The sequence below is a fragment of the Saccharopolyspora gloriosae genome, assembly GCF_014203325.1.
Taxonomy (GTDB): Bacteria; Actinomycetota; Actinomycetes; order Mycobacteriales; family Pseudonocardiaceae; genus Saccharopolyspora_C; species Saccharopolyspora_C gloriosae.
This window is the reverse complement of sequence record NZ_JACHIV010000001.1, coordinates 3,075,802-3,101,048: the sequence shown is the minus strand read 5'-3', so window position 1 is coordinate 3,101,048 and position 25,247 is coordinate 3,075,802. Positions and strand designations below refer to the sequence as shown.

Genomic DNA, 25,247 nt, shown 5'->3' with positions numbered 1-25,247 from the left:
GCGGGCCTTCCGTGTCGGCGGGTGGACAGGACGCAGTCGTGATGGTTGCATGTCACACGCGATTGTCAACAATCCTACATTCGGGACACGACAGCTTGGAGTCGAACATGGCTGAGCTCTCGCCGGTGTTGCAGCAGGCGACACCTGTGCTGGCCGCCCGCGGACAGGGCGTCTACCTCTACGACGAGGACGAACGCCGCTACCTCGACTTCACCGCCGGCATCGGGGTGACCAGCACCGGACACTGCCACCCGCGCGTGGTGGAAGCCGCGCAGCGCCAGGTGGGGACCCTGATCCACGGCCAGTACACGACAGTCATGCACCGGCCGCTACTCCAGCTCACCGAACGGCTCGGCGACGTCCTGCCCGCGGGCCTGGACCGCATGTTCTACGTCAACTCCGGCAGCGAAGCGGTGGAGGCGTCGGTGCGGCTGGCGCGCCAGGCCACCGGGCGCCAGACCATCGTCGCCTTCCAAGGCGGCTTCCACGGCCGCACCATGGGCGCCGGGGCCCTGACGACCTCGGGTGTGAAGGTGCGCGCCGGGATCGGGCCGATGATGCCGGGCGTGGCGTTCACCCCGTTCCCCGAGACCTACCGCCACGGCTGGTCGGAAGCCGAAGCGGTGCGCTTCGCGCTGGCCGAGCTGGACCAGCTGCTGCTGACGGTCACGTCCCCGAAGGACACCGCCGCGTTCATCGTCGAACCCGTGCTCGGCGAGGGCGGCTACATCCCCGCGCCCGCCGCGTTCCTGGAAGGGCTGCGCGAACGCGCCGACCGCCACGGCATCCTGCTCATCGCCGACGAGGTGCAGACCGGGGTGGGGCGCACCGGGAAGTTCTGGGGACACCAGCACTCCGCCATCACACCCGACATCCTCATCACCGCCAAGGGGCTCGCCAGCGGTTTCCCGATCTCCGGCATCGCCGCCTCCAGCGCGCTGATGAGCAAGGCCTGGCCCGGATCGCAGGGCGGCACCTACGGCGGCAACGCCGTGGCCGCCGCCGCGGCACTGGCCACCCTCGACGTGGTGCGCGACGAGAACCTCGTCGACAACGCCGCCGAGCAGGGCGCGCGGCTGCAGGAAGGGTTGCGCAAGGTCGCCGCCGAACACCCCGTGATCGGTGAAGTGCGCGGCCGGGGCCTCATGGTCGGCAACGAGTTCACCACCCCCGAAGGCACCCCGGACGGCGCGACCGCCGCCCGCGCGCACGCCGCCGCCGCCGAACGCGGCCTGCTGCTGTTGACCTGCGGCCCGGCGGGCAACGTGGTGCGGATGATCCCGCCGCTGATCGTCGACTCCCAGCAGGTCGACGACGCCGTGGGCCTGTGGTCGGAGGCGGTGGCCGCCGCCGTCGCGGGCTAGCGGACCGGCCGCGATCGGAGACCGCGAACGGGGTGCGGCGCACGCGCCGCACCCCGTTTTCGCTGTCCGGATCCGCCACGTGCGGGATCTCCCTGCCGATGCGCCCCGGGCCGGGGCGGGTGAAGGCGCCGGACGGGTGGTTTCCATACCGTTGCGGTAGCGGTGTGCCACCGGCGGGAGACCTTCTGGGATGCTGCACCGCACAGGTCGGCACGGAGCGTGCCGGTGAGTCGACTCCGCAGGTGTGAAGGTCATGAGTGATTGGTCGGCGAATCCGCCGAGGGGCCGACGGCCGCAGCAGGGCGGTTACGACTACTACGCCCGCGGCCGCAACGGCGGCGGCGCACCGCCGCAACCACCGCAGCCACCGCCCACGCGGCGAGCCTCGCCGCCCCCGCCGCCACCCAGGCGCAAGCGCCCGAACTGGGCCAAGCGCATCGGCATCGTGCTGCTGGTGCTGCTGCTGGTCGTCGTCGGCTTCGGCATCTACACCGACAGCCTCCTGCAGCGCACCCCCGCGCTGGAGTACGAGGGCCGCATCGCCGACACGCCCGGCACGAACTGGCTGCTGGTGGGCTCCGACAGCCGCGAAGGCCTCGACGAGTCCCAGCGCGAGGAACTGTCCGCCGGAGACGCCGCCGGGCGCCGCACCGACACCATGATGCTGGTGCACATCCCCACCGGTGGCGGGAAACCGGCGCTGATCAGCCTGCCCCGCGACTCCTACGTGCCGATCCCCGGCCACGGCCGGGACAAGCTCAACTCGGCGTTCGCCATCGGTGGACCGCAACTGCTGGCCGAGACCGTGGAAACGGTCACCGACGTACACATCGACCACTACGCCGAAATCGGCCTCGGCGGCTTCTCCTCGCTGGTCGACGCCGTAGGCGGCGTCGACATCTGCCTCGACGAGCCGATGGACGACGACATGGCCAACGCGCACCTGCCCGCCGGGTGCCAAGAGCTCGACGGGCCCCAGGCGCTGGGCTTCGTGCGCGCCCGCTACTCGGTGGCCGGTGGCGACCTCGGGCGCGCCGAGAACCAGCGCAAGCTGCTCGGGGCCCTGATGGACCGGGCGATGAGCCCGGCGACGCTGTTCAACCCGTTCCGGCTGGTGCCGCTGGCCAACGCGGCGGGCACCACGTTCCTGCTCAACGACTCCGACCACATCTGGCACCTGTTCTGGCTGGCCAAGGCGCTCGGTGACGTCAGCGGCGGCAACGGTGTCACCACCACCGTGCCCTTCGGTGACTTCGGTGAGACCGACAGCGGCCAGTCGGTCATCGTGTGGGACAAGCAGGACGCGGTGCGCATGTTCGACGCCATCGCCAACAGCGAACCCATCCCCGAAGACCTCGTCGGCCCCTGACCACGGGGGAAGGCCGGGAAGACGGCGAGAGGGGCGCGACGAGTACTCGTCGCGCCCCTCTTCTCGTGCGTGCCGGGTTACAGGACGAAACGCTCCAGCTGGGCGGGGTCGCCGTTGAAGGTGTTCTGGTCACCGGGGAACACCCCGGCGTTGGAGAACTGCCAGATCGCCTGGTACGCCCAGCCCGCCGGTAGCGGGCCCATGTCCGGGGCGAACCGCGCCAGCCACAGCGGGTTGTTCACCGCGAAGTCCGGATTCGCGCCGGTGCACTGGTCCCACCAGCGCGTCGTGGTGTAGATCGCGGGGAACCGGCCGGTGCGCGACAGGTAGGTGTTGCTGAAATCGGCGATCCACGCGGAGATCTGCTCCGGGGACTGGCCGTAGCACATCTCGCCGTAGGGGTTGGATTCGATGTCGAGGGCCCCCGGCAACGTGCGCCCGTCCGGGATCCAGCCGCCGCCGTGGTCGACGAAGTAGTGCGCCTGCTCGGCTCCGGTGGAGCTGTCGGGCAACCCGAAGTGGTAGGCGCCGCGGGTCATGCCCACCGCGTGCGACCCCTCGTACTGCTGCAGGAAGCTGTCGCTGGTGAACCCGATGCCCTCGGTGGCCTTGACGTAGGTGAACCGGGCCCCGTCGGCGTAGGCGCGCGGCCAGTCCACCGCCCCCTGGTGTCCGCTGACGTCCATCCCGGCCACCCCGGCGCCGCGCGTCCCGGCGCGGTCGGTGTCAGCGGTCGAGGAGCGCCCCACGCTGTAGCCCGCCCACGCCCCGTCGGGGTCGGCGCGGTCGAGCGAGGGCGGCGCGCCGGGCGAGGCGGCACCCGGCAGCGGGAAGCCGGCCAGCAGCGCACCACCCAGCGCGGTCGCCACCGCGCGGCACAGCAGGGATCGGCGCCGGGATCGGAGCGGGGTGCGGGGAACGGTCACGGCGGTTCGCCTCCTAGGTGGGGGACGTCCGGGCGGCAGACGCCCACGCCGATCGATCACCAAGATCACGGAGCGTCGAAGATCGTGCGGGCAGCGACGATAACCGCTTGATCGCGTTCTCGCCGGGTCGCAGTGGCCGAACCGTGATCTGGCCACCCCCGATTGGATAATCACCGGCACGTCCGGTACGTCTCGGTGCCATGGCACAACGATCCAGCGGCCCCGGCGGCCCCCGGCGCGACGGGCGCCCCCGCCACGAACACCGCACCACCACCGGCCGCGGCGGCGCGGCCGCCCACACCGGTGCCCGCGACGCCGACGGACTGCGCGCAGCCCTGCGCGACCTGCACGGCGCCGGCTACGGCCGCTACAAATCCCTCACCGGCACCTGGTCGTTCGACGGGTTCGACCTGGAGGTCCAGCGCGTCCAGCCCGACCCGTACGCGCCCGCGAGCCGCTGCGAAGTGCGGGTGCACCCCGACACCGCCGCACTACCACCACAGCTGTGGTCCACGCCGGTGCGGGCGCGCGGGCTGGCCGGGTTCCTGGTGCGCGCCGCCGAGCACCGGCTGCGCGGCAGCGACCTGCGCGTCGACGCCGGGCGCCAGCAGGTCCTCGACCGCAGTTCCTGCCAGCTGCTGCCCGATGGTGGGGTGCGGTTGCGGCTGGGCATCGACCTGCCCGGCCGGGGCCGCAGCATCGACGGGCGCGCCGCCGAACGCGCCCTGTGCGACCGGCTGCCCGACATGGTCGAGGCCGCACTGCGCCACGACACCGCCGAACAGGAGCGGATGCGGGAGTTCGTGGAATCGGTGGAGGACACCGACGCGCTGCGAGAGGAACTGGCCGCCCGCGACCTGGTGGCGTTCGTCGCCGACGGGGCCGTGCTGCCCCGGGCCAGCGGAGTCGACGAACGCCCCCTGCCCGACGCGGTGCCGTTCTCCTCACCGGAGTCGATGCGGGTGCGCGTCACCCTGCCCAACCGGGGCGAGATCACCGGCATGGGCATCGGCGAGGGCATCACCCTCATCGTCGGCGGCGGCTTCCACGGCAAGTCCACGCTGCTGCGGGCGTTGGAGAACGGCGTCTACGACCACGTGCCCGGTGACGGACGCGAACTGGTCGTGGCCCGCGAGGACACCGTGAAGGTCCGCGCCGAGGACGGGCGCCGCGTGCACCGGGTCGACGTGAGCCCGTTCGTGAGCCACCTGCCCACCGGCGCGGACACCGCGGACTTCTCCACCGACAACGCCTCCGGCTCCACCTCGCAGGCCGCTTCCATCGTCGAATCCGTCGAGGCCGGCGCGGGAGTGCTGCTGGTCGACGAGGACACCGCCGCGACGAACCTGATGATCCGCGACGCCCGCATGCAGGCGCTGGTGGCGAAGGAATCCGAACCGCTGACCCCGTTCCTCGACCTGATCCGCCCCCTGTCGCGGTCCCGCGGGGTCTCCACGGTGCTGGTGATGGGCGGATCCGGGGACTACATGGACGTCGCCGACCGGGTGCTGATGATGGACTCCTACCAGGCCAAGGAGGTCACCGAGCGGGCGCGGGCGCTCGCGGCGACCCCCACCGGCCGCAACCGGGAGGCCGACGAGTTCCCCCCGGTGCGCAGGCGGGTGCCGGACCCGCGGTCGATCCCCACCGAACGCCCGAAGGTGCGGGCGCGGGGCACCGACGCGCTGACGCTGGGGGAGTCGACGGTGGAACTGCGCGCCGTTGAGCAGATCGTCGACCCGTCCCAGGTCACCGGGATCGGGTTGGCGCTGGTGACGTGCGCGCGTTCGGGCCTGCTCGACGGCACCCGCACCGTGGCCGAGGTCCTCGACGGCTACGGCGCCGAGGTCGCCGAACGCGGCGTCGCGGCCGTCGACGCCCGCTACGTGGGCGACTTCGCGGTGCCGCGCCGGTTCGAGCTGGCAGCGGCGCTCAACCGGCTGCGGCTGCTGCGGGTCTCGGCGTTCCGCGACTGAGCCACGTTTCCCGCTACGGCCACGGCGGGCACCTTCGGGGGTGGCAGCAGGTCACCTCGGGGTCGGAGGGAGGCGCGTGATGGCGGGCATCGGCGCGGCCGGTCGTTACCGGGACCGCCGCCACGCGGGTCAGGTCCTGGCCCGCCACCTCACCGGCCGCGACTGGCACCGCCCCCTGGTGCTGGGGTTGGCGCGCGGGGGCGTGCCGGTCGCCGCCGAGGTCGCCGCCGCGCTGGGCGCGCCGCTGCGGGTGGCGGTGGCCCGCAAGATCGGCGCCCCCGGCCGGGCGGAGCTCGCGCTGGGCGCGGTCACCGCCCACGGCCCGCCGACCTACGACCAGCGGCTGCTGCGGGCCTTCCACCTCGATGCGGCCGCGCTGGAGCAGGAGTGCGAGCGGGAACGCGCCGAGGCCCGCAGCAGGGAGGCCCGGTTCGGCCGGTCCCACGGCCCGAGCCCGGCGGGGCGCGACGTGCTGCTGGTCGACGACGGCCTGGCCACCGGTGCCACCGCGCGCGCGGCGATCCGGATGCTGCGCGAGTCCGAGCCGCGCTCGATCGTGCTGGCCGTGCCGGTCGGCGCCCCGGACGCGGTGGCCGCGCTCGAAGGAGAGGCCGACGAGGTGCTGTGCGTGCTGCGGCCGGTGGACTTCAGCGCGGTGGGGCAGTGGTACGGCGGTTTCCGGGAGACCACCGACGAGGAGATCCTGCGGTTGCTCGCGGACTCCGGCACCGGCGGGCAGGACTGACCCCACCCCGCGGTCCGCGCCGGCTGGTGCCTTCATGGGACACCTCGGTCCGCGCAGCTCGTTCTCGATCGGCGGTCTTGGCGGTGGTGAACCCGGTGAGCGGTGACGTCGAGCAGGCCGATCACCGGCTCCTCGACCGCGATCCCGGCGATGTCGTGGGCCGCACGGCAGCCACCGGAAAAGTCGGGTGCCGCGGCACTGGGGAAGCCGCTGCGGTTCCACCATTCGGACCTCCGATCACGACAAAACCACCTCGTGTTGCTCGATGCGCAACAGGCTGGGGAGGTTGTGCGGGAAACGGGTGGATTCGGGATCTTTCGACCCGAAGGTGTGGTCTCGACCGCCCGAGTGGGGTTGGCTGAACCCTTATGACCCTCCCCGGACATTCCCAACACCCGCCGGCCCCGACGCAGCGGCCCGCCGCTCGCCGCGGCGTCACGCGCACCGGGGACGACGACGGCCGCTACACCGCCGAGGTCGCCGCCCAGATCGGCGAAGCCGCCCACGTCCTCGGCGAACGCCTCCAAGACCCCGCGATGCCGCACAGCATCGAGGACCTCGAGCACGTCACCCGCGGATTCGCCACCACCGTCGAAGGCATGTCCGCCGGAGTCGCCGGCATCACCGAATGGCTGCGCGCCGCCGGTCACGCCGGAGCCCTGTCCGGGCACGCCAGCGTCATGTCCGAACGGCTCAGCCACATCAGCCGGGAACTCGCGCGGCTGGCCGACGCCGTCGACGCCGCCGAACACCCGGCCTGAACCGCGGCCCTCAAGCGTTCTCGTCGTCCTCCGGGGCCGGGGATTGCAGCACCGCGGGATCGTCGTCGGCGGGCGGTTCGGCGTCGAGCTCCTCCTGCGCCCGCGTGGGGTGGTTGCCCTGGAGCATGCCGCGCACGTCGGCTTCCAGCGCATCGTCCTGCGCCGGGCCGTGCTTGTCGCTGCCGCGTTGCATCGTGCTCACCGTCCTCGCGTCGGTTCCGCGCCCCGCGTACCCGCCGCGGGCGCGCCACAACCACCCGGCGACGCGGTGATCCGCACCCCGAACCTTTGAAGTTAGGCAAACTAAAGAACTAGGCTGGCGTGACGTGACCGCCCCACCCGCAGACACCCGCGACGGCGGACCGCGCCTGCCCCGGGGATTCGTGGCGACCATCGCCGCGGGCTCCGTGCTCCAAGCGCTCAACGCCTCCACCATGACCGTCGCGCTGATCGACATCCGGGACGCGTTCGACGCGGGCGCCGCCGCGTCCTGGCTGATCTCCGGGCTGTACCTGGCCACCGCCGTCGGCTCACCCACCGCGGGCAGGCTCGCCGACCGAGTCGGAGCCCGCCGCGTGTTCCTGGTGTCGCTGGCGCTGACCGCGCTGAGCTCACTGCTCGCGCCGCTGGCACCGGACCTGGGCTGGCTGATCGCGCTGCGCATCCTGCTCGGCCTGGGCACCTGCGCGGCGTTCCCCGCCGGAGTCGCGATGCTGCGCGCCGAATCGGACCGGCGCGGCATGGCGCTGCCCGCGGGAGCGCTGAGCCTGCTGGCCATCGCGGGGCAGGTCATGGTCGCGTTCGGCCCCGTGCTCGGCGGAGTGCTGGTGACCTGGCAGGGCTGGCAAGCGATCTTCCTGATCAACGTGCCGCTGGCCCTCGCGGTCACCGCGCTCGCCTGGAAGCACCTGCCCGCCGACCCACCCCGCGAACGCACCTCCACCACCGCGGTGCTGCGCGCCCTCGACCTGCCCGGCGCGGCCCTGTTCACCGCGGCCGCCGCCGTGCTGATGCTGTTCCTGCTGTCGCTGGCGACCACCCCGAACTGGTGGCTCGCCGCCGCACTGGTCGTGCTCGTGGCCGCGTTCGCCGCGTTCGAAGCACGCGTGCCCGACCCGTTCGCCGACGTGCGCATGCTCGCCCGCAACCGGGCGCTCGCCGTCACCTACCTGCGCACCGCGTTGACCTACGTGGCGTTCTACACCGTGTTCTACGGCTACCCGATGTGGCTGCAGAACGCCCGCGGCCTCAGCCCCGACGCCGCGGGCCTGGTGGTGCTGCCGATCGCGCTGCTGGCGATGGTGGCGGTCGCCGCGGCCGGCCCGGTGATGCGCCGATCCGGCCACCACCCGGTGCTCGTCGCCGGATCCGTGGCGCTGCTGGCCGGCGGCCTCGGGCTGACCTGGCTGCACTCGGCCAGCCCCCTGGTGTGGCTGCTGCTGGTGGCCGCGGTGCTCGGCGTGCCCAACGGGTTCAACAACATCGGCAACCAGGCCGCGATGTACCGCCAAGCCGACGCCGCCGACGCCGGGATGGCCTCCGGGCTGTACCGGACCTCGCAGTATGTTGGTGCCAACATCGCGGCGGCCGTGATCGAACTCGGCTTCGCCGGTCCCGCCGCCGATGCCGGGCTGCACCGGCTCGGTACCGTCGTCGCCGTGATCAGCGCGGCACTGCTGGCCGGTGCGCTGCTGGAACAGGTGCTCGGTCACCGCCGCGGCGGACGGCGGTCCCCGACCGCGCACAGTTGATCACTAGGGTGGCGTGCGGCGGGCGCGGACGGCGCCCGCCGATGTGGAGGTGTACCGGTGGATCGGGGCAGTGCAGGCGATGCGTCGGCCGCATTCGATTCGCTGCTCAACAGCCTCGTCGAAGGCGGCGGTGAGCAGCGGCGCGCCGACGCGGGCCCCGGCGGGCTCGGCTTGGCGAACCTGCTCGACCCCGAAGCCCACGACGTGGTGTCCAAAGCGATCCGCGCCACCGTCGACTGGGGCAGCCGCGAACTCGACAGCACCCACCTGCTGTGGGCCGTCACCCAGGTCGAGTCGACCTCCCAGATGCTCTCGGACTCCGGGGTGCGCGTCACCGACCTCGCCGCCGGAGTGCGCACCGTGGCCGGCACCGTCGACGCCGTGTCCGGAGGCGCCCGCCGCGCCCCCGTCCTGTCGTCCTCAGCGCGCCGCGCCCTGCTCGGCGCCCACCAGCAGGCGCTGGGGGAGGGCGCCGAAGTCGTCGGGGCCCGCCACGTGCTGCTGGGCCTGGCCACCGACCCCGAATCCGTCGCCGGCCGCGCCCTGGCGCGCGCCATGGAAGGCGGCGGCGACCGGGCACGCGGCTCCCGCACGTCGAACTCCGCGCTCAGCACCACACCGCGCCTCGACGAGTTCGGCCTGGACATGACCGAACTGGCCCGCGCCGGCCGCCTCGACCCGGTCATCGGGCGCGACGAGGAGATCGACCAGGCCGTGGAAGTGCTGGGGCGGCGCTCCAAGAACAACCCGGTGTTCATCGGCGACCCCGGAGTGGGCAAGACCGCGCTCGTCGAAGGCCTCGCGCAGCGCATCGTCGACCGGGAAGTGCCGTGGCCGCTGGCCGGCAAACGCCTCGTGTCGCTGGACCTGGCGGGCATGGTCGCGGGCGCGAAGTTCCGCGGCGAGTTCGAGCAGCGCTTCCGCGACGTGCTCACCGAACTGCGCTCGCACCGCGACGAGGTCGTCGTGTTCATCGACGAAATGCACGCCATCGTCGGAGCGGGCGCCGGAGAGGGCTCCATGGACGCCGGCACCATGCTCAAACCGGCCCTGGCCCGCGGCGAACTGCACCTCATCGGCGCCACCACCGTCGAGGAGTACCGCAAGCACGTCGAGAAGGACCCGGCGCTGGAACGCCGGTTCCAGCCGATCAACGTGCCCGAACCGTCCGTGCCCGACACGGTGCGCGTGCTCGAAGGCGTCGCCGAGAAGTACCGCACCCACCACCGGGTGCGGATCTCCGCGGAAGCCCTCGACGCCGCCGCGCGCCTGTCCGACCGCTACCTCACCGACCGGTTCCTGCCCGACAAGGCCGTCGACCTGCTCGACCAGGCCTGCTCGCGGGTCCGGATGCGCCGCGGCGGAGCCTCCTGGGGACCCGAACCGCTCGTCGACGCCGCCGACGTCGCCGACGTGGTGGCCCGACGCACCGGCATCCCCGTCGACGAAGTGTCCGCGCAAGACCGGCGGCGACTGCTGGACCTGGAAAAACGACTCACCGAACGGGTCGTGGGCCAGGACGTCGCGGTGCGCTCGGTCGCCGAGGCGGTGCGCCGCGCCCGCGCAGGCCTGGCCGACCCGGAACGCCCCATCGGCAGCTTCCTGTTCCTCGGCCCCACCGGGGTCGGCAAAACCGAACTGGCCCGCGCCCTGTCGCGGGTGCTGTTCGGCGACGCCGAACGCATGGCCCGCTTCGACATGGGCGAATTCCAGGACAAGCACACCGTGTCCCGCCTCATCGGCGCCCCACCCGGCTACGTCGGCTACGGCGAAGCGGGACAGCTCACCGAACGGGTCCGCAGGCAGCCGTACTCGGTGGTGCTGCTCGACGAAGTCGAAAAGGCCCACCCCGACGTGTTCAACACGCTGCTGCAGGTCCTCGACGCCGGGCGGCTGACCGACTCCCAGGGCCGCGCGGTCGACTTCCGCAACACCGTGATCATCATGACCTCCAACATCGGCTCCGACCGCATCCTCGACTCCACCGCGCCCGCCGACGAACTCGCCACCCTGCTGCTGGAGGACCTGCGCGGCTTCTTCCGCCCCGAATTCCTCAACCGCATCGACGAGGTCACCGTCTTCCGCGCCCTCGGCGACCGGGAACTCGGCGAGATCACCGCGCTGCTGCTGGAACGCACCGCCGCGCAACTGCACGACAAAGGGGTGCGCCTGGAGGTGTCCACGGCCGCGGTGGAGTGGCTGACCGAACGCGGCGCCGGCGGCGAATACGGCGCGCGGCCGCTGCGGCGGGTGATCCAGCGGGAACTCGACACCCGCCTGGCGTCGCTGCTGCTCGACGGGTCCCTGACCGACGGCAGCGAAGTCCTCGTCGAAGTCCTCGGCGGCGAACTGTCCCTGCACGTCTCCGCCGCCCGCCACGGCGCCGCCGGAGGCCGCCACGCCGCACCCGCGCACCGCCGCACCGGCGCCCCCGCCTGAGACCCGCCGAACCCGGTAGATCGTTTCGCCGCGCCACCGAGCGGGTAGTCCGCAGACCGACCGTGATCGACCACGGTCAGGGCAGGGGAGAGGCCGATGCCGCGGACACTGGCGCACAAGCTCATCGACGCGCACCTCGTCGACGGCGAGGCCACGCCCGGCGCGGAGATCGCGCTGCGCGTCGACCAGACCCTCACCCAGGACGCCACCGGCACCCTGGTCATGCAGGAACTGGAAGCGTTCGGCCTGGACCGGGCCCGCACCGAGCTCAGCGCCCAGTACGTCGACCACAACCTGCTGCAGGCCGACGAGAAGAACGCCGAAGACCACACCTACCTGCGCACCGCCTGCGCCCGCTACGGCCTGTGGTACTCCCGCCCCGGCAACGGCGTGTCCCACCCGACCCACATGCAGCGCTTCGGCGCCCCCGGCAAGACCCTCGCCGGATCCGACTCCCACACCTGCGCCGCCGGATCCCTCGGGATGCTCGCGATCGGCGTCGGCGGCCTGGAAGTGGCACTGGCCATCACCGGGCAGCCGCTGCGGCTGCGGATGCCGCGGATCTGGGGCGTGCGGCTCACCGGCGCACCACCACCGTGGGTGTCGGCCAAGGACGTCGTCCTGGAGATGCTGCGCCGCCACGGCGTGTCCGGCGCGACGGGCCGCATCATCGAATACCACGGGCCGGGCCTGGCGTCGCTGTCGGCGATGGACCGCCACGTCATCGCGAACATGGGCGCCGAACTGGGTGCGACGACCAGCGTGTTCCCCGCAGACGACGCCGTGCGGGACTTCCTGCGCGCCGAAGACCGCGACACCGACTTCACCGAGTGGGCCGCCGACGACGACGCCACCTACGACCTCACCGACGACCTCGACCTGTCCCGCCTCGAACCGCTGATCGCCCGCCCCTGCTCACCGGGCGACGTGGTCGCGGTGCGCGAGGTCGCCGGCACCGACGTCGGCCAAGTCGTCATCGGCTCCTCGGCGAACCCCGGACTGCGGGACTTCGCGATCGCCGCGGCCATGGTCCGCGGCCACCGCACCGCCGCCCAGGTCAGCTTCGACGTCAACCCCACCTCGCGGGAGATCCTCACCGACCTCGCCCGCATCGGCGCCGTCGGCGACCTGATCACCGCAGGTGCCCGCCTGCACCAAGCGGGCTGCCTGGGCTGCATCGGCATGGGCCAAGCACCCGCCACCGGGCAGAACTCGCTGCGGACCTTCCCCCGCAACTTCCCAGGGCGCTCCGGCACCCCGCAGGACTCGGTGTGGCTGTGCTCCCCGGAGACCGCCACCGCCGCCGCGTTGACCGGCCGCATCACCGACCCCCGCGACCTCGCCGACCGGCTCGGCCTGACCCACGAGGTCGCGCTGCCCGAACGGGCCTCGGTCAACACCGGCATGCTCGTGGCCCCACCACCCCCAGACGAAGCCGTGCAGGTCCGGCCGGTGAAAGGCCCCAACATCTCCGCGCTACCGGAGTTCACCGCGCTGCCCGAGAACATCGAAGCACCGGTGCTGCTGATCACCGGCGACGACGTGTCCACCGACGAGATCTCCCCGGCGGGCGCCCACGCGCTGCCGCTGCGCTCGAACATCCCCGAACTGGCCCGGTTCACCTTCACCCGCCTCGACCCCGACTACCCCGACCGCGCCGAACGCACCGGTGCGCACCTCATCGTCGGCGGCGACAACTACGGGCAGGGCTCGTCGCGGGAACACGCCGCGATCACACCCCGCTACCTCGGCGTGCAGGTGGTGCTGGCGAAGTCGTTCGCCCGCATCCACTGGCAGAACCTGGTCAACTTCGGCATCCTGCCGCTGCGCTTCACCGACCCCGCCGATCACGACCGCATCACCACCGGCGACGTGCTGCGCATCGACGACGCCCGCGACGCCATCACCGGAGGCGGCGACATCACCGTCCGCAACACCACGCAAAGTGACACCTTCACCGCCACTCACCACCTGTCCGAGCGACAAGTGCAGGCGGTCCTCGCGGGCGGACTCATCCCGCTGTTGGCGGCCTCCCCGTAAGTCTTCACACGATGGTGGCGACCCTTGTTTCGGTTGGACTAGCGCTCCTACGGTGGGAAAACGCGGTTGAGCACCAGGCCACGACAACACCGGCCGCCCTCGATCCGCGGCGTCGCGGGAGACCCCGCACCACCCGGTGTCACTCGGCGTGATCGCCGACGCCTCCCGACGCGCGCCGCGCACCGACGGCGACCGGCCACGGCCCGCGACCGCGAGCACCAGTCGATCAGGGGGAGGCAGTGTGATTCTCGCGAACACCGGCAACAGCGACCGCACGGCGCAACACCGGCGCCACCCGGCCGGCCCGCCACGGCACCGCACGATCGCACCGCCACGCGACGCGGGAGAACCCATCACCGGCACCCCCGCCCACACCAGGTCGCTGCGCCTGTCGGTGCAACGCCCCGACCCGGGCGTCGTCGTGGTCCGCGTCGGCGGCGAAATCGACCTGTCCTCCGCGCCCCGCCTGGCCGAACTCGTACGGCAACGCCTCACCGCCGCCACGCTGCGCGCCGTCGTGCTCGACCTCTCCGAAGTGACCTTCTTCGGCTCCGCCGGGCTCGAACTGCTCCTGCACGCCCAACGCCGCGCCGAAGGCCGCCGCACACCCCTCTACGTCGTGTTCGGCACCGGAGCGGTGCACCGGTTGATCCGGCTCACCGGACTCACCGACCGCTTCACCAGCCGCGACACCGCCACCGAAGCCGTCGCCGCCATCCGCCACCACCACGGCTGAGACACCCCGGCGCTACAGGTCGCGGCGCATCGCCACCCGCGCCGCACCCGCCACCACCTCGGCCTCCGCCTCCAGACAGGCCACGAGCCCCGGCGTGAGCTCAGCGGCCCCGAGTGCGCGGAAACCCAGCCGCGCGTAGTACGGGGCGTTCCACGCCACGTCGCGAAACGTCGTCAACGTCAACGCACCCGCCCCGCGCCCCGCCGCGCACCCCGCGGCGTGCTCCAGCAGCGCCGCCCCGATGCGGCGCCGCGCCCACCCCGGATGCACGCTCAACTGCGCCACGTGCACCGCACCGTCGAGATCCTCGGCGGCCGCGAACGCCACCGGGCCCACCGCCTCCACCGCCACCCACAAGCCCCCGGCGTCGCGGTAACCGTGCAACACCGGCACCGGCAGCGGCGGATCGTCGGCGACGTGATCCATCCCCACCTCGCGGAACCACACCCCCGAGGCGCGCTCGACCTCGGGCAGCAACGCCACCTCACCACCACGGGCATCCCGGATCCGCACGAGCACGCAGCCTTCCCGACGCGCGAGAACCACGGCAACCGAATTCGCCGCCGCGGTGTGGCCTTCGTCGGCATGACGATCGAACCCGCACCGCCGAGCGCCTGCGCAGGGCAGACTGACCCCGTGACCGGATCAGTGGAACAGCGGCCCGTCGCGTCCCGAGCCCCCAGCATCACCGACCCGCCGAGCCTGGTGGAGCTCGCGGCCAGCACCGTGCGCCGCATGATCGTCAGCGGTGGCCTGCGCTGCGGGGAACGGATCATCGAAAACCGCCTCACCCAAGAACTCGGCATCAGCCGCCCACCGCTGCGCGAAGCGCTGCGCGTGCTGGAACGCGAAGGCCTGGTGCGCCAACTGCCCCGCAAAGGCGTCATCGTCACCCCGCTGACGCTGCACGACGTCTACGAGATCGTCACGCTGCGCCGCGAACTGGAACGCCTCGCCGTGCGCCTGGGAATGCCGGTCCGCGACCCGGCGCGGCTGCAGCGCTGCCGCACGGCACTCGCACTGCTGACCGAAGCCGCCGAAGACGGCGATGCCGCCCTGTTCGCCGAACGCACCCTGCGGCTGCGCCTGGCCGTGGTCGGACTCGCCGGAAACCGGCGCCTCGAAGACGGCTGCCGCTCCCTGGGACTGCAGCTGATGTTGGCGATGACCCTCAACCACCGCGCACCCGACCGGGCACTGCTGGAAACCGACCTCAGCAGGCAACGACGCCTGGTGGCGGTGATCGAAAGCGGCGATGCGGATACGGTGCTCGCGGAACTGGCCCGCTGCACCGATCCGAGCATGTTCGACGGCCTCGAATCGACCGTCGGCGGCCATTCCGAGGAGGCGGTGCAATGGCTGCGCCGGGAACGCGCGAATCGGGAGGATCAGTGAACGCCCCACACAACACCGCAGGTGAGGTCCGCACCGTCGTCATCGACGACCACCGGCCGAACCTGGACGAGGGAGCATGGGCCGCCCCGGGCGCCACGCTGATCGGCAGAGTGCACCTGCAGGCCGACGCGAACGTCTGGTACGGGTCGGTGCTGCGCGGCGACACCGAGCACATCACCGTCGGGCGCGGCAGCAACGTCCAGGACGGCTGCGTCATCCACGCCGACCCCGGATTCCCCGCGACCGTCGGGGCAGGGGTCACCGTCGGGCACCGGGCGGTGCTGCACGGCTGCACCGTCGGCGACGACAGCCTGATCGGCATGGGCGCGGTCGTGCTCAACGGCGCCGTGATCGGAGCGGGCTCCCTGGTCGCCGCGGGCGCCGTCGTGCTCGAAGGCACCGAGGTCCCACCGGGATCCATGGTCGCCGGCACCCCCGGCAAGGTCCGCCGCGAACTGACCGACGACGAGCAGGCCGCGCTGCGCATCTCCGCGCAAACCTACGTCGCCAACGCCGCCCGCCACCGCGACGCCCTCAGCGGCTGACCCGGCAGGGGAGGGGAGACCCAGCCCGAGGAGCCCGGAAAGCCCGGAAATAGCGAAGTGCCGTGGTCCCACCCCTCGTGAGGAGTGGGACCACGGCACCGTTCAGCAAGCCTGCATGGGTCGCCAGGTCTCACTTGATGTGGCGTTGACCGTGCTCGCCGGTGAGACACCGCCGAAGCGGTGGTGACCCGGTCCGCGACCCGGTGTGGGCGCCACGTTCAGCCGTTGTCCCTAGGGCTGACGAACAGAGCGACGACTCAGCTCTGACCGCGACGGGCGGCTGAGCTCAAGGCATGCGAGTGGGGGTGTCGCATCACGGTGCGAGCCCGGCCCATCTCTCGTGCCATGTCACCCAGCCAACGAACCAGACCTGCCATTTCGGCGTCCCTTCACACGTAGTGGTCCAGCCGCCACCGCCCGTTCAGGGTTCGCGGACTGGTGTGCCCCCGGGTGAACGTGCGGTGCCATCCCCGTAGTCGTCACTGGTGAGCGCCGTGTTTCACCCATGAGGTCACGAACGCATAACGACCGATCCGGAAGGTGGGTTTACCCGCCCGAAGACCGGATGAAACGTTTCACCAACCGCGCGCAGCACCCACACGATCACACCGGGTGACTGCCCACCGCATCGCGGATCTCCGAGACCATCGACATCCCCGACTCCCGCGCGCAATGCGCACAACAGAAGAACCGGCCACTGACCTCCACACCATGACCCAAGATGCGACACCCGCAGTGCTCGCACTGCGGAGCCAACCGCTGCGCCGCGCACTCGAACGAATCGAAGGTGTGCACGTTCCCGCCGGTCGTGTGCACCTCGAAACTCATCCAGTACTCGTTGCCGCACACTTCACAGGTCGCCATGACACGCCTCCGCACACACAGGGGAAATGACTTTCAACGAAGGCCCCAGCATGCGGCGACCCGCACCCCCCGGCAACCGCACCAGCCACCCATGACCTGCAGCGATACCCCGCCCTGCTCGGTTGGGGGCTGCCCGCCGCCACACCGCTGTGCCACGATGATCGACGCTTCCGAAGTGGTCTGCACCAACCGGTCGGCTTCCAGGGGAGAACACATGCACGACGATCGCGCCGTAGTGGAAAAACGACTCGACCGAGTCCTCACCGAACGCCTGCACCCCGCCGTGCACGCACGGACCCACCCCCTCGACATCGCCGCATGGCACGTCCCCGGAGAACCCGTCCCCGCCACCCACGCCCTCCACGCCACCTACAACCCGGTCCAACCCGGCCAACCCTGGGGACCACCCTGGGGCACCACCTGGTTCCGCATCTCCGGCACCATCCCCCACGACTGGGCAGGACACCCCCTCGAAGCCGTCATCGACCTCGGCTTCGACCTCGACCGCCCCGGATTCCACTGCGAAGGCCTCGTCCACACCGCCGACGGCACCCCCCTCAAAGGCCTCAACCCCCGCAACACCCACATCCCCGTCGACGCCGAACCAGGACAACAACTCCTCTGGTACGTCGAAGCCGCCGCCAACCCCCTGATCCTCGGCGACGACGGCTACCGGCCCACCGCACTCGGCGACCCACCCCCATGGCTCGACGGACGCCCCACCACCGGACAACCCCTCTACCAGCTCACCCGCGCCGACCTCGCCCTGCGCGACCTCCACACCTGGAACCTCGTCCACGACACCGAAGTCCTCGCCCAACTCATGCGCGAACTACCCACCGACTCACCACGCCGCCACGACATCCTCCGCGCCCTCGAACGCATGCTCGACCGACTCGACCTCCACGACGTGCACACCACCGCACCCGCCGCCCGCGCCGAACTCACCACCGCCCTCGCCGCACCCGCCCACACCAGCGCCCACCGCCTCAGCGCCGTCGGCCACGCCCACATCGACTCCGCCTGGCTGTGGCCACTGCGAGAAACCATCCGCAAAGTCGCCCGCACCGTCGCCAACGTCACCGCACTCATGGACGAACACCCCGACTTCAGGTTCGCCATGTCACAAGCCCAACAACTCGCCTGGCTCAAAGAACACCAACCAGAACTGTTCGACCGAGTCCGCCACCACGTCCGCACCGGCCAATTCATCCCCGTCGGCGGCATGTGGGTCGAATCCGACACCAACATGCCCGGCGCCGAAGCCATGGCCCGCCAATTCCTCCACGGAAAACGCTTCTACCTCGACGAATTCGGCATCGACACCCCAGAAGTGTGGCTACCCGACTCCTTCGGCTACAGCGGCGCACTCCCACAACTCGTCCGGCTCTCCGGATCCCGCTGGTTCCTCACCCAGAAGATCTCCTGGAACCAGACCAACAAATTCCCGCACCACACCTTCCAATGGGAAGGCATCGACGGCACCCGCGTGTTCACCCACTTCCCACCCATCGACACCTACAACTCCGAACTGTCCGGAGCCGAACTCGCCCACGCCTCCCGCAACTTCGCCGAACACGGCCACGCCACCCGATCCCTCGTCCCCTTCGGGTACGGCGACGGCGGCGGCGGACCCACCCGCGACATGCTCGCCCGCGCCCGGCGCCTCGCCGACCTCGAAGGATCACCCACCGTCCAGCTCGACTCACCCGCCGAATTCTTCGCCGCCGCCGAAACCGACCACCGCGACCCCGCCGTCTGGTCCGGCGAGCTCTACCTCGAATTCCACCGCGGCACCTACACCTCCCAAGCCCGCACCAAACAAGGCAACCGCCGCAGCGAACACCTCCTGCGCGAAGCCGAACTCTGGAGCACCACCGCCACCGTCGCCCTCGGCCGCGACTACCCCCACGAACAACTCGACGCGCTCTGGAAAACCGTCCTGCTCCACCAATTCCACGACATCCTGCCCGGATCCTCCATCGCCTGGGTCCACCGCGAAGCCGAACAGACCTACCAACGCGTCGCCGCCGAACTCCACGAACTCATCGACCAAGCCCAACGCGCCCTAGCCGGACCCGGCACCGACCCCATCACCTTCAACGCCACACCCCACACCCGCGACGACATCCCCGCCCTCGGCGCCGGCACCCCCACCCCCGCAGCAGCCACCACCGCCACCGAAAACCCCGACGACACCCTCGTACTCGACAACGGACTCATCCGCGCCACCCTCGACCACCGCGGACTGCTCACCACCATCACCGACCTCACCACCGGCCGCGAAGCACTCCCACCCGGCCACCCCGCCAACCTCCTGCAACTGCACCCAGACCACCCCAACGCCTGGGACGCCTGGGACCTCGACGAGTTCTACCGCCACCACAGCCACGACCTCACCACCACCGACCACCTCACCCTCGACGGCACCACCGCCGTCATCCACCGCACCTTCGGCGACTCCACCATCGAACAACGCATCACCCTCCACGGCCGCAACATCGAATTCCACGCCGACATCGACTGGCACGAAACCGAAAAAATCCTCAAAGTCGCCTTCCCCCTCGACGTCCACGCCGACCGCTCCGCCGCCGAAACCCAATTCGGCCACGTCCACCGCGCCACCCACACCAACACCTCCTGGGACGCCGCCAAGTTCGAGATCTGCGCCCACCGCTGGCTGCACGTCGGCGAACACGGCTACGGCCACGCCCTCGTCAACGACTCCACCTACGGCCACGACGTCACCCGCGACACCCGCCCCGACGGAGCAACCACCACCACCGTCCGCCTCTCCCTGCTGCGCGCACCCCGATTCCCCGACCCCGACACCGACCACGGCCGCCACCACCTGCGCTACGCCCTGGTCGTCGGCGCCGACATCGGCGACGCCGTCCGCGAGGGCTACCGCATCAACCTGCCCCCACGCGAAATCCCCGGCTCCGCCCACATCACACCCCTGGTCACCCTCGACTCCGACGCCGTGATCATCGAATCCGTCAAACTCGCCGAAGACCGCTCCGGCGACGTCATCGTCCGCCTCTACGAATCCCGCGGCGGACGAGCCACCACCACCCTCACCCCCCACTTCGACACCACCGCCGCAACCCGCACCGACCTGCTCGAACGGCCGACGGGGGAGACCTGGCACGAACCCCGGCCACTGCGACTGCGCCCCTTCGAAATCGTCACCATCCGCTTCACCCGAACCTGACCCGAAAAAGAGGCGTCCGCATTCGCCGCACCACGCGAATGCGGACTCCCGCATTTCCACCACCCGCACCCGACCCGGCCGACGGTTGCCCCGAACCAGCGAAATCAACCGAACGCCACCCGGAAAAGACCAACCACACCATTCCTCGACCGAACGGACCATTGCCGAAACCGACCCCGCGATGAAAGATTCCCCAGCACCGGAGACACCCGCCACCCACCGGACCAGGACACGACACCACGTCCCCCGGCCCGGTAACACCCCACGGCACAACCCGGCACAGCCGGGTGAAACACCGCCCGCTCCTCTGATCGCCGCCGCGCCCCGCAACACCGAAGTGCGCATGATTGCCGGTGCGCACCCGACCCGCCCCGGCGGGCCGACACCAGCGCACCGGTGCCGCCGGTCCCGCACCGACGGCGCGAAAGAAAAAACGGGGATCGTCCGAGCCGCCACATCGGCTCGGACGATCCCCGCCCCACATCACCCCAACAACCGCAACCACGTCTCGCGATCGCACACCCCGCTCACCCGCAACCCCCGAGACGCCTGGAACTCCCGCACCGACCCCGCAGTGCGCAACCCGAACCGATCCCGCTCACCGGAATGCGCACCCCGCGCCGTCAACAACACCTGCACCGCCCGCACCGCATCACCCGACGCATCCACCCCCAGCACCGGCACCAACCGCGCCCAATCCGACCCGCCGAACACATCCGGCTCAGCCACCCGCGACGCATAGCACGACGGCCCCGCGACACCCCGCTCACGCCGGAACCGCGCCACCGCATCCCCGGTCACCGCATCGAACACCCCGTTGACCACCACCTCACCCGCACCCCGCGCACGCAGCAACAACTGCAACGCCGACACCACCGGACCCGCCGCCCCCGGACGCAGCAACGGCCACACCACGGGCTGCACCACCGCACCGCCCGTCGCCGAACCCACCGCCGACCGCAGATCCGGCAACCGCGCGTAGAGCACATCACCAGGGCACGCCGTCGACATGAAATCCCGATGCCCGTAGATCGCGCCCGCCTCGATGCCGTACTGCGACACCATGTACGAGCACAACTCCACCAACGACTCCCACAACGCGCCCGGAACCGACGCATCCGTGTAGGTGCCCTCGTTCTCGATCCCCAGCGCCACGTCGTTCTGCTCACCCGCATGCGCACCCAGCACGTGCTGCGAACCGCCCTGCAACGCCGCGAGGCTCTTGTGCCTGCCCTCGGTCAGATGCCCGCCCCGGCTGTTGGTGAAGTTCTGCCCCGTGTCGATCCAGCCGTTGGAGTCCATGTGGAAGTCCTGGATCTGCCGGGACAACGCGAACGCGTGCGACTGCGACGTGTCGGAACTGTTCCCCGTCGCCGTGTGATGCACGATGATCTTGCTGGGCTTCGAATCGAGAACATCGATGCTCCCGTTGGCACTGCGGGCGTCCCACGCCCCCGTACCCGAGATCGACGGCGCCGCGAACCCGCGCGCGGAACGCGAACCCGCCGCGACCGCGGGCGCCCCCAGCGCCCCCGCAGCGGTCACGGCGAGCCCGGCGCTCAACAGCGCGCGGCGGGCCAGTTCAGGATGACGCGACATGAATTCCTCCCAGTGCGGTTCTCGATCGTGCTGGTGAACCTAAGAACCGCAGCGTGCCCGCAGCACCCACACGATGTGAATTCCTGGCTAAAACCCGCCATCAACCGTTGCTCACCCACCGTGATGTTGTGGGGTGATCTTCACACCCGCCGATGGGTACCGTCGGACGGTCACCCCAGAACCCGCGGAGGTAACCCGTGTTCGTGGCAGTCACCGGCGCGCAAGGCGTCGTCGGACGCGCGGTCGTCGCAGCCCTGGCCCACGCCGGGCACCGGACCCGCCCCATCGACCGCATCGCCACGACCGACCCCGACGTGGTCATCGCCGACGCCTGCGACTACCCGCGACTACGCGACGCCCTCGACGGCACCGACGCCCTCATCCACCTCGCGGGCATCCCCAACCCGCACGCCGCCGACGCACCCACCGTGCACAACACCAACGTCGTCGCCGGCTACAACGCGCTGCACGCCGCCGTCGAATGCGGCATCACCACCGTCGCGCTCGCATCCAGCATCAACGCCCTCGGCGGAGCCTTCAGCCGACGAGCCCGCTACGACCGATTCCCCGTCGACGAACAGCACCCCACCTACAACGAAGACCCCTACAGCCTCTCGAAGTGGATCGCCGAAGCCCAAGCCGACAGCGTCGCCCGCCGCCACCCCCGCATGACCATCGCCAGCCTGCGCCTGCACGGCGTCACCGAATCCCGCGACACCGCCCGCACCCGGCTCGGCCCCGCCGACTCCACCATGGCCATCAACCACCTGTGGGGATACGTGCGCGCCGACGAGGTCGGCCGCGCCTTCGAAGCCGTCCTGCACGCCACCTGGCAGGGACACGAGGCGATCAACATCGTCGCCCCCGACACCATCAGCGACCAGCCGTCGCTCGACCTCGCCCGGCACCACTGGCCCGACGTCGAACTGCGCGGCGACCTCCCCGGCAACCGCGGCTTCTACGACTGCGCCAAAGCCCGCCGACTGCTCGGATGGGCCCACACCGCAACATGAACGCCCCGCCTCACGTCACGCCGCACCGCCCACCGCGTCCCCCTCGGAGCGGGCCGATACCCGGCCCCGCACGGCGGGCGACGCCGCGCACCAGCGGTGGGGGACAGTGATGAACCGCTTCGCCGAGTTCCTGCGGCGCCAGATCGACATCGACCTGGAACTGCTGCGCTGGGCACGCGAGGACATGGAGGCGGGCACCACCGCCCGCTGCGGCGGCAGCGTGTTCCGCGGGTTCCGCGAATGCGAGCTCAAGACCCGCCTGCTGCGGCTGCACCAGCACTGCGGCGCAGGCAACGGCCCCTGCGACGAGCTCGGCCAGACCTACCCGCCGGAGGACGAGCGCGGCTGCACCACCCGCGCCCTGCTCGGCCTGCCCTACTCCGACCGGCCCGGCTACCGCGCGCGCTGGCGCCCCTGAACGGCGCGGGGTCAGGCGGTCAACAACCGCCAGCCGCCGCCCGCCAGCAGCAGCGTCGCCAGCAGGCCCGTGAGCAGGAACCCGGCGACCTCGCCGAGCAGCATGCACAGCACCGCGACCACCACCGCCACGATGCCCAGCACCACCCGCACGCCCGGCCGGGACCTCTCCGGCAGCTCCGCTTCCCGCAGGCGATGGGCGAAATCAGGGTCCTGCAAGCTCAGGCCCTTCTCGATCTCCGCGATACGGCGACGTTCGTGCCTGGGCAGCATCCCTCGACCTCCCTGCAGTGGACTGGTGAGGGAGTACCCGGAGCCACGAGATCGCTACACCCCCTGCGCGAGGAACGCCAACCCCCGAACAGGGGACACCGGCGAGAGCCGGGCGGAGGTCGGGGAGAGGGGAGCGGAGGCGGCGAAGAGCTGTCAGGGCGACCGTCGGGGCTGGGAAAGGCGGTCTGGGCGGGCGAGGAGTGCTGGCGATGGCGGCCTCGCCGGCTGCCGGAGATCGGGGAGCCCGGCGTGGTCGACCTGGGCGGCGAGCGCGGACACCTCTCAAAGTTGATCAATGTGGATTGGTGGATAACGTTGATTATCCATCAAATGGAGAAGGGGATGAGGGGCTCCCGCCCGGGGGACCTGTTCGCCGCTGCCGGTACTCCATCGCCACGGCACCTGTTTCGCGCTTCGACGTTCGCGCCTCGGCATCGCGATCACGCCGTGGTGCCGGATTGCTCACTTGGACGGCTCGTCGGCGCCGCCGGTCCTTGATCCACGACGTCCTTGTGGATCTTCAGCGGCGCCGGAACGCCTTGCCCGCCAGTGCTCCACAGCCCCTGCGAACGTAGAGAAACGTCACTGTGACGGAAATAGGAAGGGCAAGGGGACGCGCAGGTCAAGTGGGGTATCCGGGCCGGAGCGGCACGACGGCGCACTTGGGCGCTCACGGCGACGCTCACAGTCCGGCGCCATGGCGGTCCGGCTCGCACGACGTCCGCCGCGGCGCCCGCCGTCGCGGACGAACGGCACGCCGCAGCCGAGCCGGCGCCGGCGCCTCGACGGTCGCCCGAGCCCTGCCGGACGGCCGTCGTCGGAACGGTCGTCCGGTGCGGCCGACAGGCGGATTTCAGCCCCTCTCGCCCCGATGACCCCAGGTCGACGAAGTGCCGATAATCTACATTATGTCAAGTAATGGAGATCAGGCCGCGCTTCCCCTCCCCGCGCCTACACCTCGAAGTACGACTTCACCGGGGCCAGCAGCTGCTCGCGGTGCTCGGCGAGGAACGCCTCGATCGACCGCGGCGGTTTCCCGGTGAGGTCGGCGACCGAGGTGGTGACCTGAGCGAGCGCGCCCTCGGTCACGAGTCCCGCGAGCTCGACGAAGTGCCGCACGTACGACTCCGGCCGATCATGATCGGCGCGAGCTCGTCGAGTCCGGGCTGCACGAGCTCGATCTCGCGGTCCAGGGTCGTCGAGAGCACGGCGGCCAGTTCCGGCGCGGTCAGCGCCTCAGGGCCGGTGAGGTCGTGCGCCCCTCCCCTGGGCGCCGCGCCGGTGAGCACCGCGAAGGCGCTGTCGGCGACGTCGCGGGCGTCGACGTGAGCGATCTTCCCGCCGAAGGGTTCGAAGAACCGGCCTTCGGGGGTGACGCTCGAGATCCCGCGCACGAGGTTCTGCATGACGGTGTTGGGCCGCAGCACTGTCGCGGCGAGCCCGGAGTTCGCGAGGTGGGCTTCGATCGTGGCGTGGGTGCCGAACGGCATGGGGCCGCCGGTCCGCGTGCCCACCGCGGAGATCTTCACGACGTGTTCGACCCCGGCGGCCGCGGCGGCGTCGATCGCGGCGCGCTGCTGGGCGATGACCGGCTCCTCCTCCGGGTAGGGCCCGGCGGTGTTGAGGAAGAGCTGGTCGACGCCGTCGAACGCCGCGGGCAGGGTCGCGGGGTCGTCGAGGTCGCCGAGGACGACGTCGGCTCCGGGGATGGTGACGCCTTCGCGGCGCACCAGGGCGCGGAACGGCACGTCGTGGTCGGCGAGCAGGCGGGCGAGGGCTCCGCCGATGGTTCCGGTGGCTCCCGTGAGCAAGAGCATCAA

Annotated in this window: 22 protein-coding genes; 14 read left to right on the top strand and 8 right to left on the bottom strand. The window is 71.2% G+C overall.

Going from position 1 to position 25,247, the window contains the following annotated elements:
- Positions 1-107 precede the first annotated feature (107 nt).
- The gene (locus BJ969_RS13755) at positions 108-1,364 is read left to right on the top strand and encodes an aspartate aminotransferase family protein (RefSeq protein WP_184479325.1); all 1,257 of its coding nucleotides are present in this window, start codon (positions 108-110) and stop codon (positions 1,362-1,364) included.
- A 253-nt stretch (positions 1,365-1,617) separates the two neighbouring features.
- Positions 1,618-2,733, top strand: coding sequence for an LCP family protein (locus BJ969_RS13750; RefSeq protein ID WP_184479324.1), 1,116 nt, complete (start codon positions 1,618-1,620; stop codon positions 2,731-2,733).
- Between the two features lie 77 nt (positions 2,734-2,810).
- On the opposite strand, the gene BJ969_RS13745 is transcribed toward BJ969_RS13750, so the two are convergent.
- The gene (locus BJ969_RS13745; RefSeq protein ID WP_343071392.1) at positions 2,811-3,659 is read right to left on the bottom strand and encodes a lysozyme; all 849 of its coding nucleotides are present in this window, start codon (positions 3,657-3,659) and stop codon (positions 2,811-2,813) included.
- Positions 3,660-3,859: 200 nt separating this feature from the next.
- On the opposite strand from BJ969_RS13745, the gene BJ969_RS13740 reads away from it, so the two are divergent.
- The 3 genes from BJ969_RS13740 to BJ969_RS13730 all read left to right on the top strand — a co-directional run bounded on the left by BJ969_RS13740 (position 3,860) and on the right by BJ969_RS13730 (position 7,141).
- Positions 3,860-5,635, top strand: coding sequence for an ABC-ATPase domain-containing protein (locus BJ969_RS13740; protein WP_184479323.1), 1,776 nt, complete (start codon positions 3,860-3,862; stop codon positions 5,633-5,635).
- Between the two features lie 79 nt (positions 5,636-5,714).
- On the top strand, positions 5,715-6,380 hold the full coding sequence (locus tag BJ969_RS13735) for a phosphoribosyltransferase (protein ID WP_184479322.1): 666 nt from the start codon (positions 5,715-5,717) through the stop codon (positions 6,378-6,380).
- Positions 6,381-6,748: 368 nt separating this feature from the next.
- Entirely contained in the window at positions 6,749-7,141 is a 393-nt protein-coding gene (locus BJ969_RS13730; RefSeq protein ID WP_184479321.1) for a hypothetical protein, read from the top strand.
- 10 nt (positions 7,142-7,151) lie between these two features.
- Here BJ969_RS13730 and BJ969_RS13725 read toward each other — a convergent pair whose 3' ends face one another.
- Positions 7,152-7,334, bottom strand: coding sequence for a hypothetical protein (locus tag BJ969_RS13725; protein WP_184479320.1), 183 nt, complete (start codon positions 7,332-7,334; stop codon positions 7,152-7,154).
- A 133-nt stretch (positions 7,335-7,467) separates the two neighbouring features.
- On the opposite strand from BJ969_RS13725, the gene BJ969_RS13720 reads away from it, so the two are divergent.
- From BJ969_RS13720 to BJ969_RS13705, 4 genes are all read left to right on the top strand, one after another.
- On the top strand, positions 7,468-8,892 hold the full coding sequence (locus BJ969_RS13720; RefSeq protein WP_343071391.1) for an MFS transporter: 1,425 nt from the start codon (positions 7,468-7,470) through the stop codon (positions 8,890-8,892).
- A gap of 57 nt (positions 8,893-8,949) precedes the next feature.
- On the top strand, positions 8,950-11,331 hold the full coding sequence (locus tag BJ969_RS13715) for an AAA family ATPase (RefSeq protein WP_184479319.1): 2,382 nt from the start codon (positions 8,950-8,952) through the stop codon (positions 11,329-11,331).
- Between the two features lie 96 nt (positions 11,332-11,427).
- A complete protein-coding gene (locus BJ969_RS13710; RefSeq protein WP_184479318.1) occupies positions 11,428-13,371 on the top strand; it encodes an aconitate hydratase in 1,944 nt (647 codons plus the stop codon).
- Between the two features lie 241 nt (positions 13,372-13,612).
- The gene (locus tag BJ969_RS13705; RefSeq protein ID WP_343071390.1) at positions 13,613-14,107 is read left to right on the top strand and encodes an STAS domain-containing protein; all 495 of its coding nucleotides are present in this window, start codon (positions 13,613-13,615) and stop codon (positions 14,105-14,107) included.
- Positions 14,108-14,119: 12 nt separating this feature from the next.
- Here the strand turns inward: BJ969_RS13705 and BJ969_RS13700 are convergent, their stop codons facing one another.
- Entirely contained in the window at positions 14,120-14,626 is a 507-nt protein-coding gene (locus BJ969_RS13700) for a GNAT family N-acetyltransferase (RefSeq protein ID WP_343071389.1), read from the bottom strand.
- 117 nt (positions 14,627-14,743) lie between these two features.
- On the opposite strand from BJ969_RS13700, the gene BJ969_RS13695 reads away from it, so the two are divergent.
- Entirely contained in the window at positions 14,744-15,502 is a 759-nt protein-coding gene (locus tag BJ969_RS13695; RefSeq protein ID WP_343071388.1) for a GntR family transcriptional regulator, read from the top strand.
- Positions 15,499-16,047, top strand: a complete 549-nt coding sequence (locus tag BJ969_RS13690) for a gamma carbonic anhydrase family protein (RefSeq protein WP_343071387.1) — start codon at positions 15,499-15,501, stop codon at positions 16,045-16,047. Before BJ969_RS13695 ends, BJ969_RS13690 begins: the two co-directional genes overlap by 4 nt.
- 603 nt (positions 16,048-16,650) lie before the next feature.
- Here the strand turns inward: BJ969_RS13690 and BJ969_RS30115 are convergent.
- Complete coding sequence (locus tag BJ969_RS30115) at positions 16,651-16,911, bottom strand: Prokaryotic metallothionein (protein WP_246456792.1); 261 nt, start codon at positions 16,909-16,911, stop codon at positions 16,651-16,653.
- A gap of 214 nt (positions 16,912-17,125) precedes the next feature.
- Between BJ969_RS30115 and BJ969_RS13685 the strand changes: the two genes are divergently transcribed.
- Entirely contained in the window at positions 17,126-20,125 is a 3,000-nt protein-coding gene (locus BJ969_RS13685; RefSeq protein WP_184479315.1) for an alpha-mannosidase, read from the top strand.
- A 483-nt stretch (positions 20,126-20,608) separates the two neighbouring features.
- On the opposite strand, the gene BJ969_RS13680 is transcribed toward BJ969_RS13685, so the two are convergent.
- The gene (locus BJ969_RS13680) at positions 20,609-21,724 is read right to left on the bottom strand and encodes a peptidoglycan recognition protein family protein (RefSeq protein ID WP_184479314.1); all 1,116 of its coding nucleotides are present in this window, start codon (positions 21,722-21,724) and stop codon (positions 20,609-20,611) included.
- A gap of 197 nt (positions 21,725-21,921) precedes the next feature.
- On the opposite strand from BJ969_RS13680, the gene BJ969_RS13675 reads away from it, so the two are divergent.
- Positions 21,922-22,737, top strand: coding sequence for an NAD-dependent epimerase/dehydratase family protein (locus tag BJ969_RS13675; RefSeq protein ID WP_184479313.1), 816 nt, complete (start codon positions 21,922-21,924; stop codon positions 22,735-22,737).
- Positions 22,738-22,846: 109 nt separating this feature from the next.
- On the top strand, positions 22,847-23,155 hold the full coding sequence (locus BJ969_RS13670) for a DUF6221 family protein (RefSeq protein ID WP_184479312.1): 309 nt from the start codon (positions 22,847-22,849) through the stop codon (positions 23,153-23,155).
- An 11-nt stretch (positions 23,156-23,166) separates the two neighbouring features.
- On the opposite strand, the gene BJ969_RS13665 is transcribed toward BJ969_RS13670, so the two are convergent.
- The 3 genes from BJ969_RS13665 to BJ969_RS13655 all read right to left on the bottom strand — a co-directional run bounded on the left by BJ969_RS13665 (position 23,167) and on the right by BJ969_RS13655 (position 25,244).
- A complete protein-coding gene (locus BJ969_RS13665) occupies positions 23,167-23,427 on the bottom strand; it encodes a DUF3040 domain-containing protein (RefSeq protein ID WP_184479311.1) in 261 nt (86 codons plus the stop codon).
- A 951-nt stretch (positions 23,428-24,378) separates the two neighbouring features.
- Positions 24,379-24,546, bottom strand: a complete 168-nt coding sequence (locus BJ969_RS13660; RefSeq protein WP_184479310.1) for a hypothetical protein — start codon at positions 24,544-24,546, stop codon at positions 24,379-24,381.
- Positions 24,513-25,244, bottom strand: coding sequence for an NmrA family NAD(P)-binding protein (locus tag BJ969_RS13655; protein WP_184479309.1), 732 nt, complete (start codon positions 25,242-25,244; stop codon positions 24,513-24,515). The genes BJ969_RS13660 and BJ969_RS13655 overlap by 34 nt, the downstream gene beginning before the upstream one ends.
- Between the last annotated feature and the right edge of the window lie 3 nt (positions 25,245-25,247).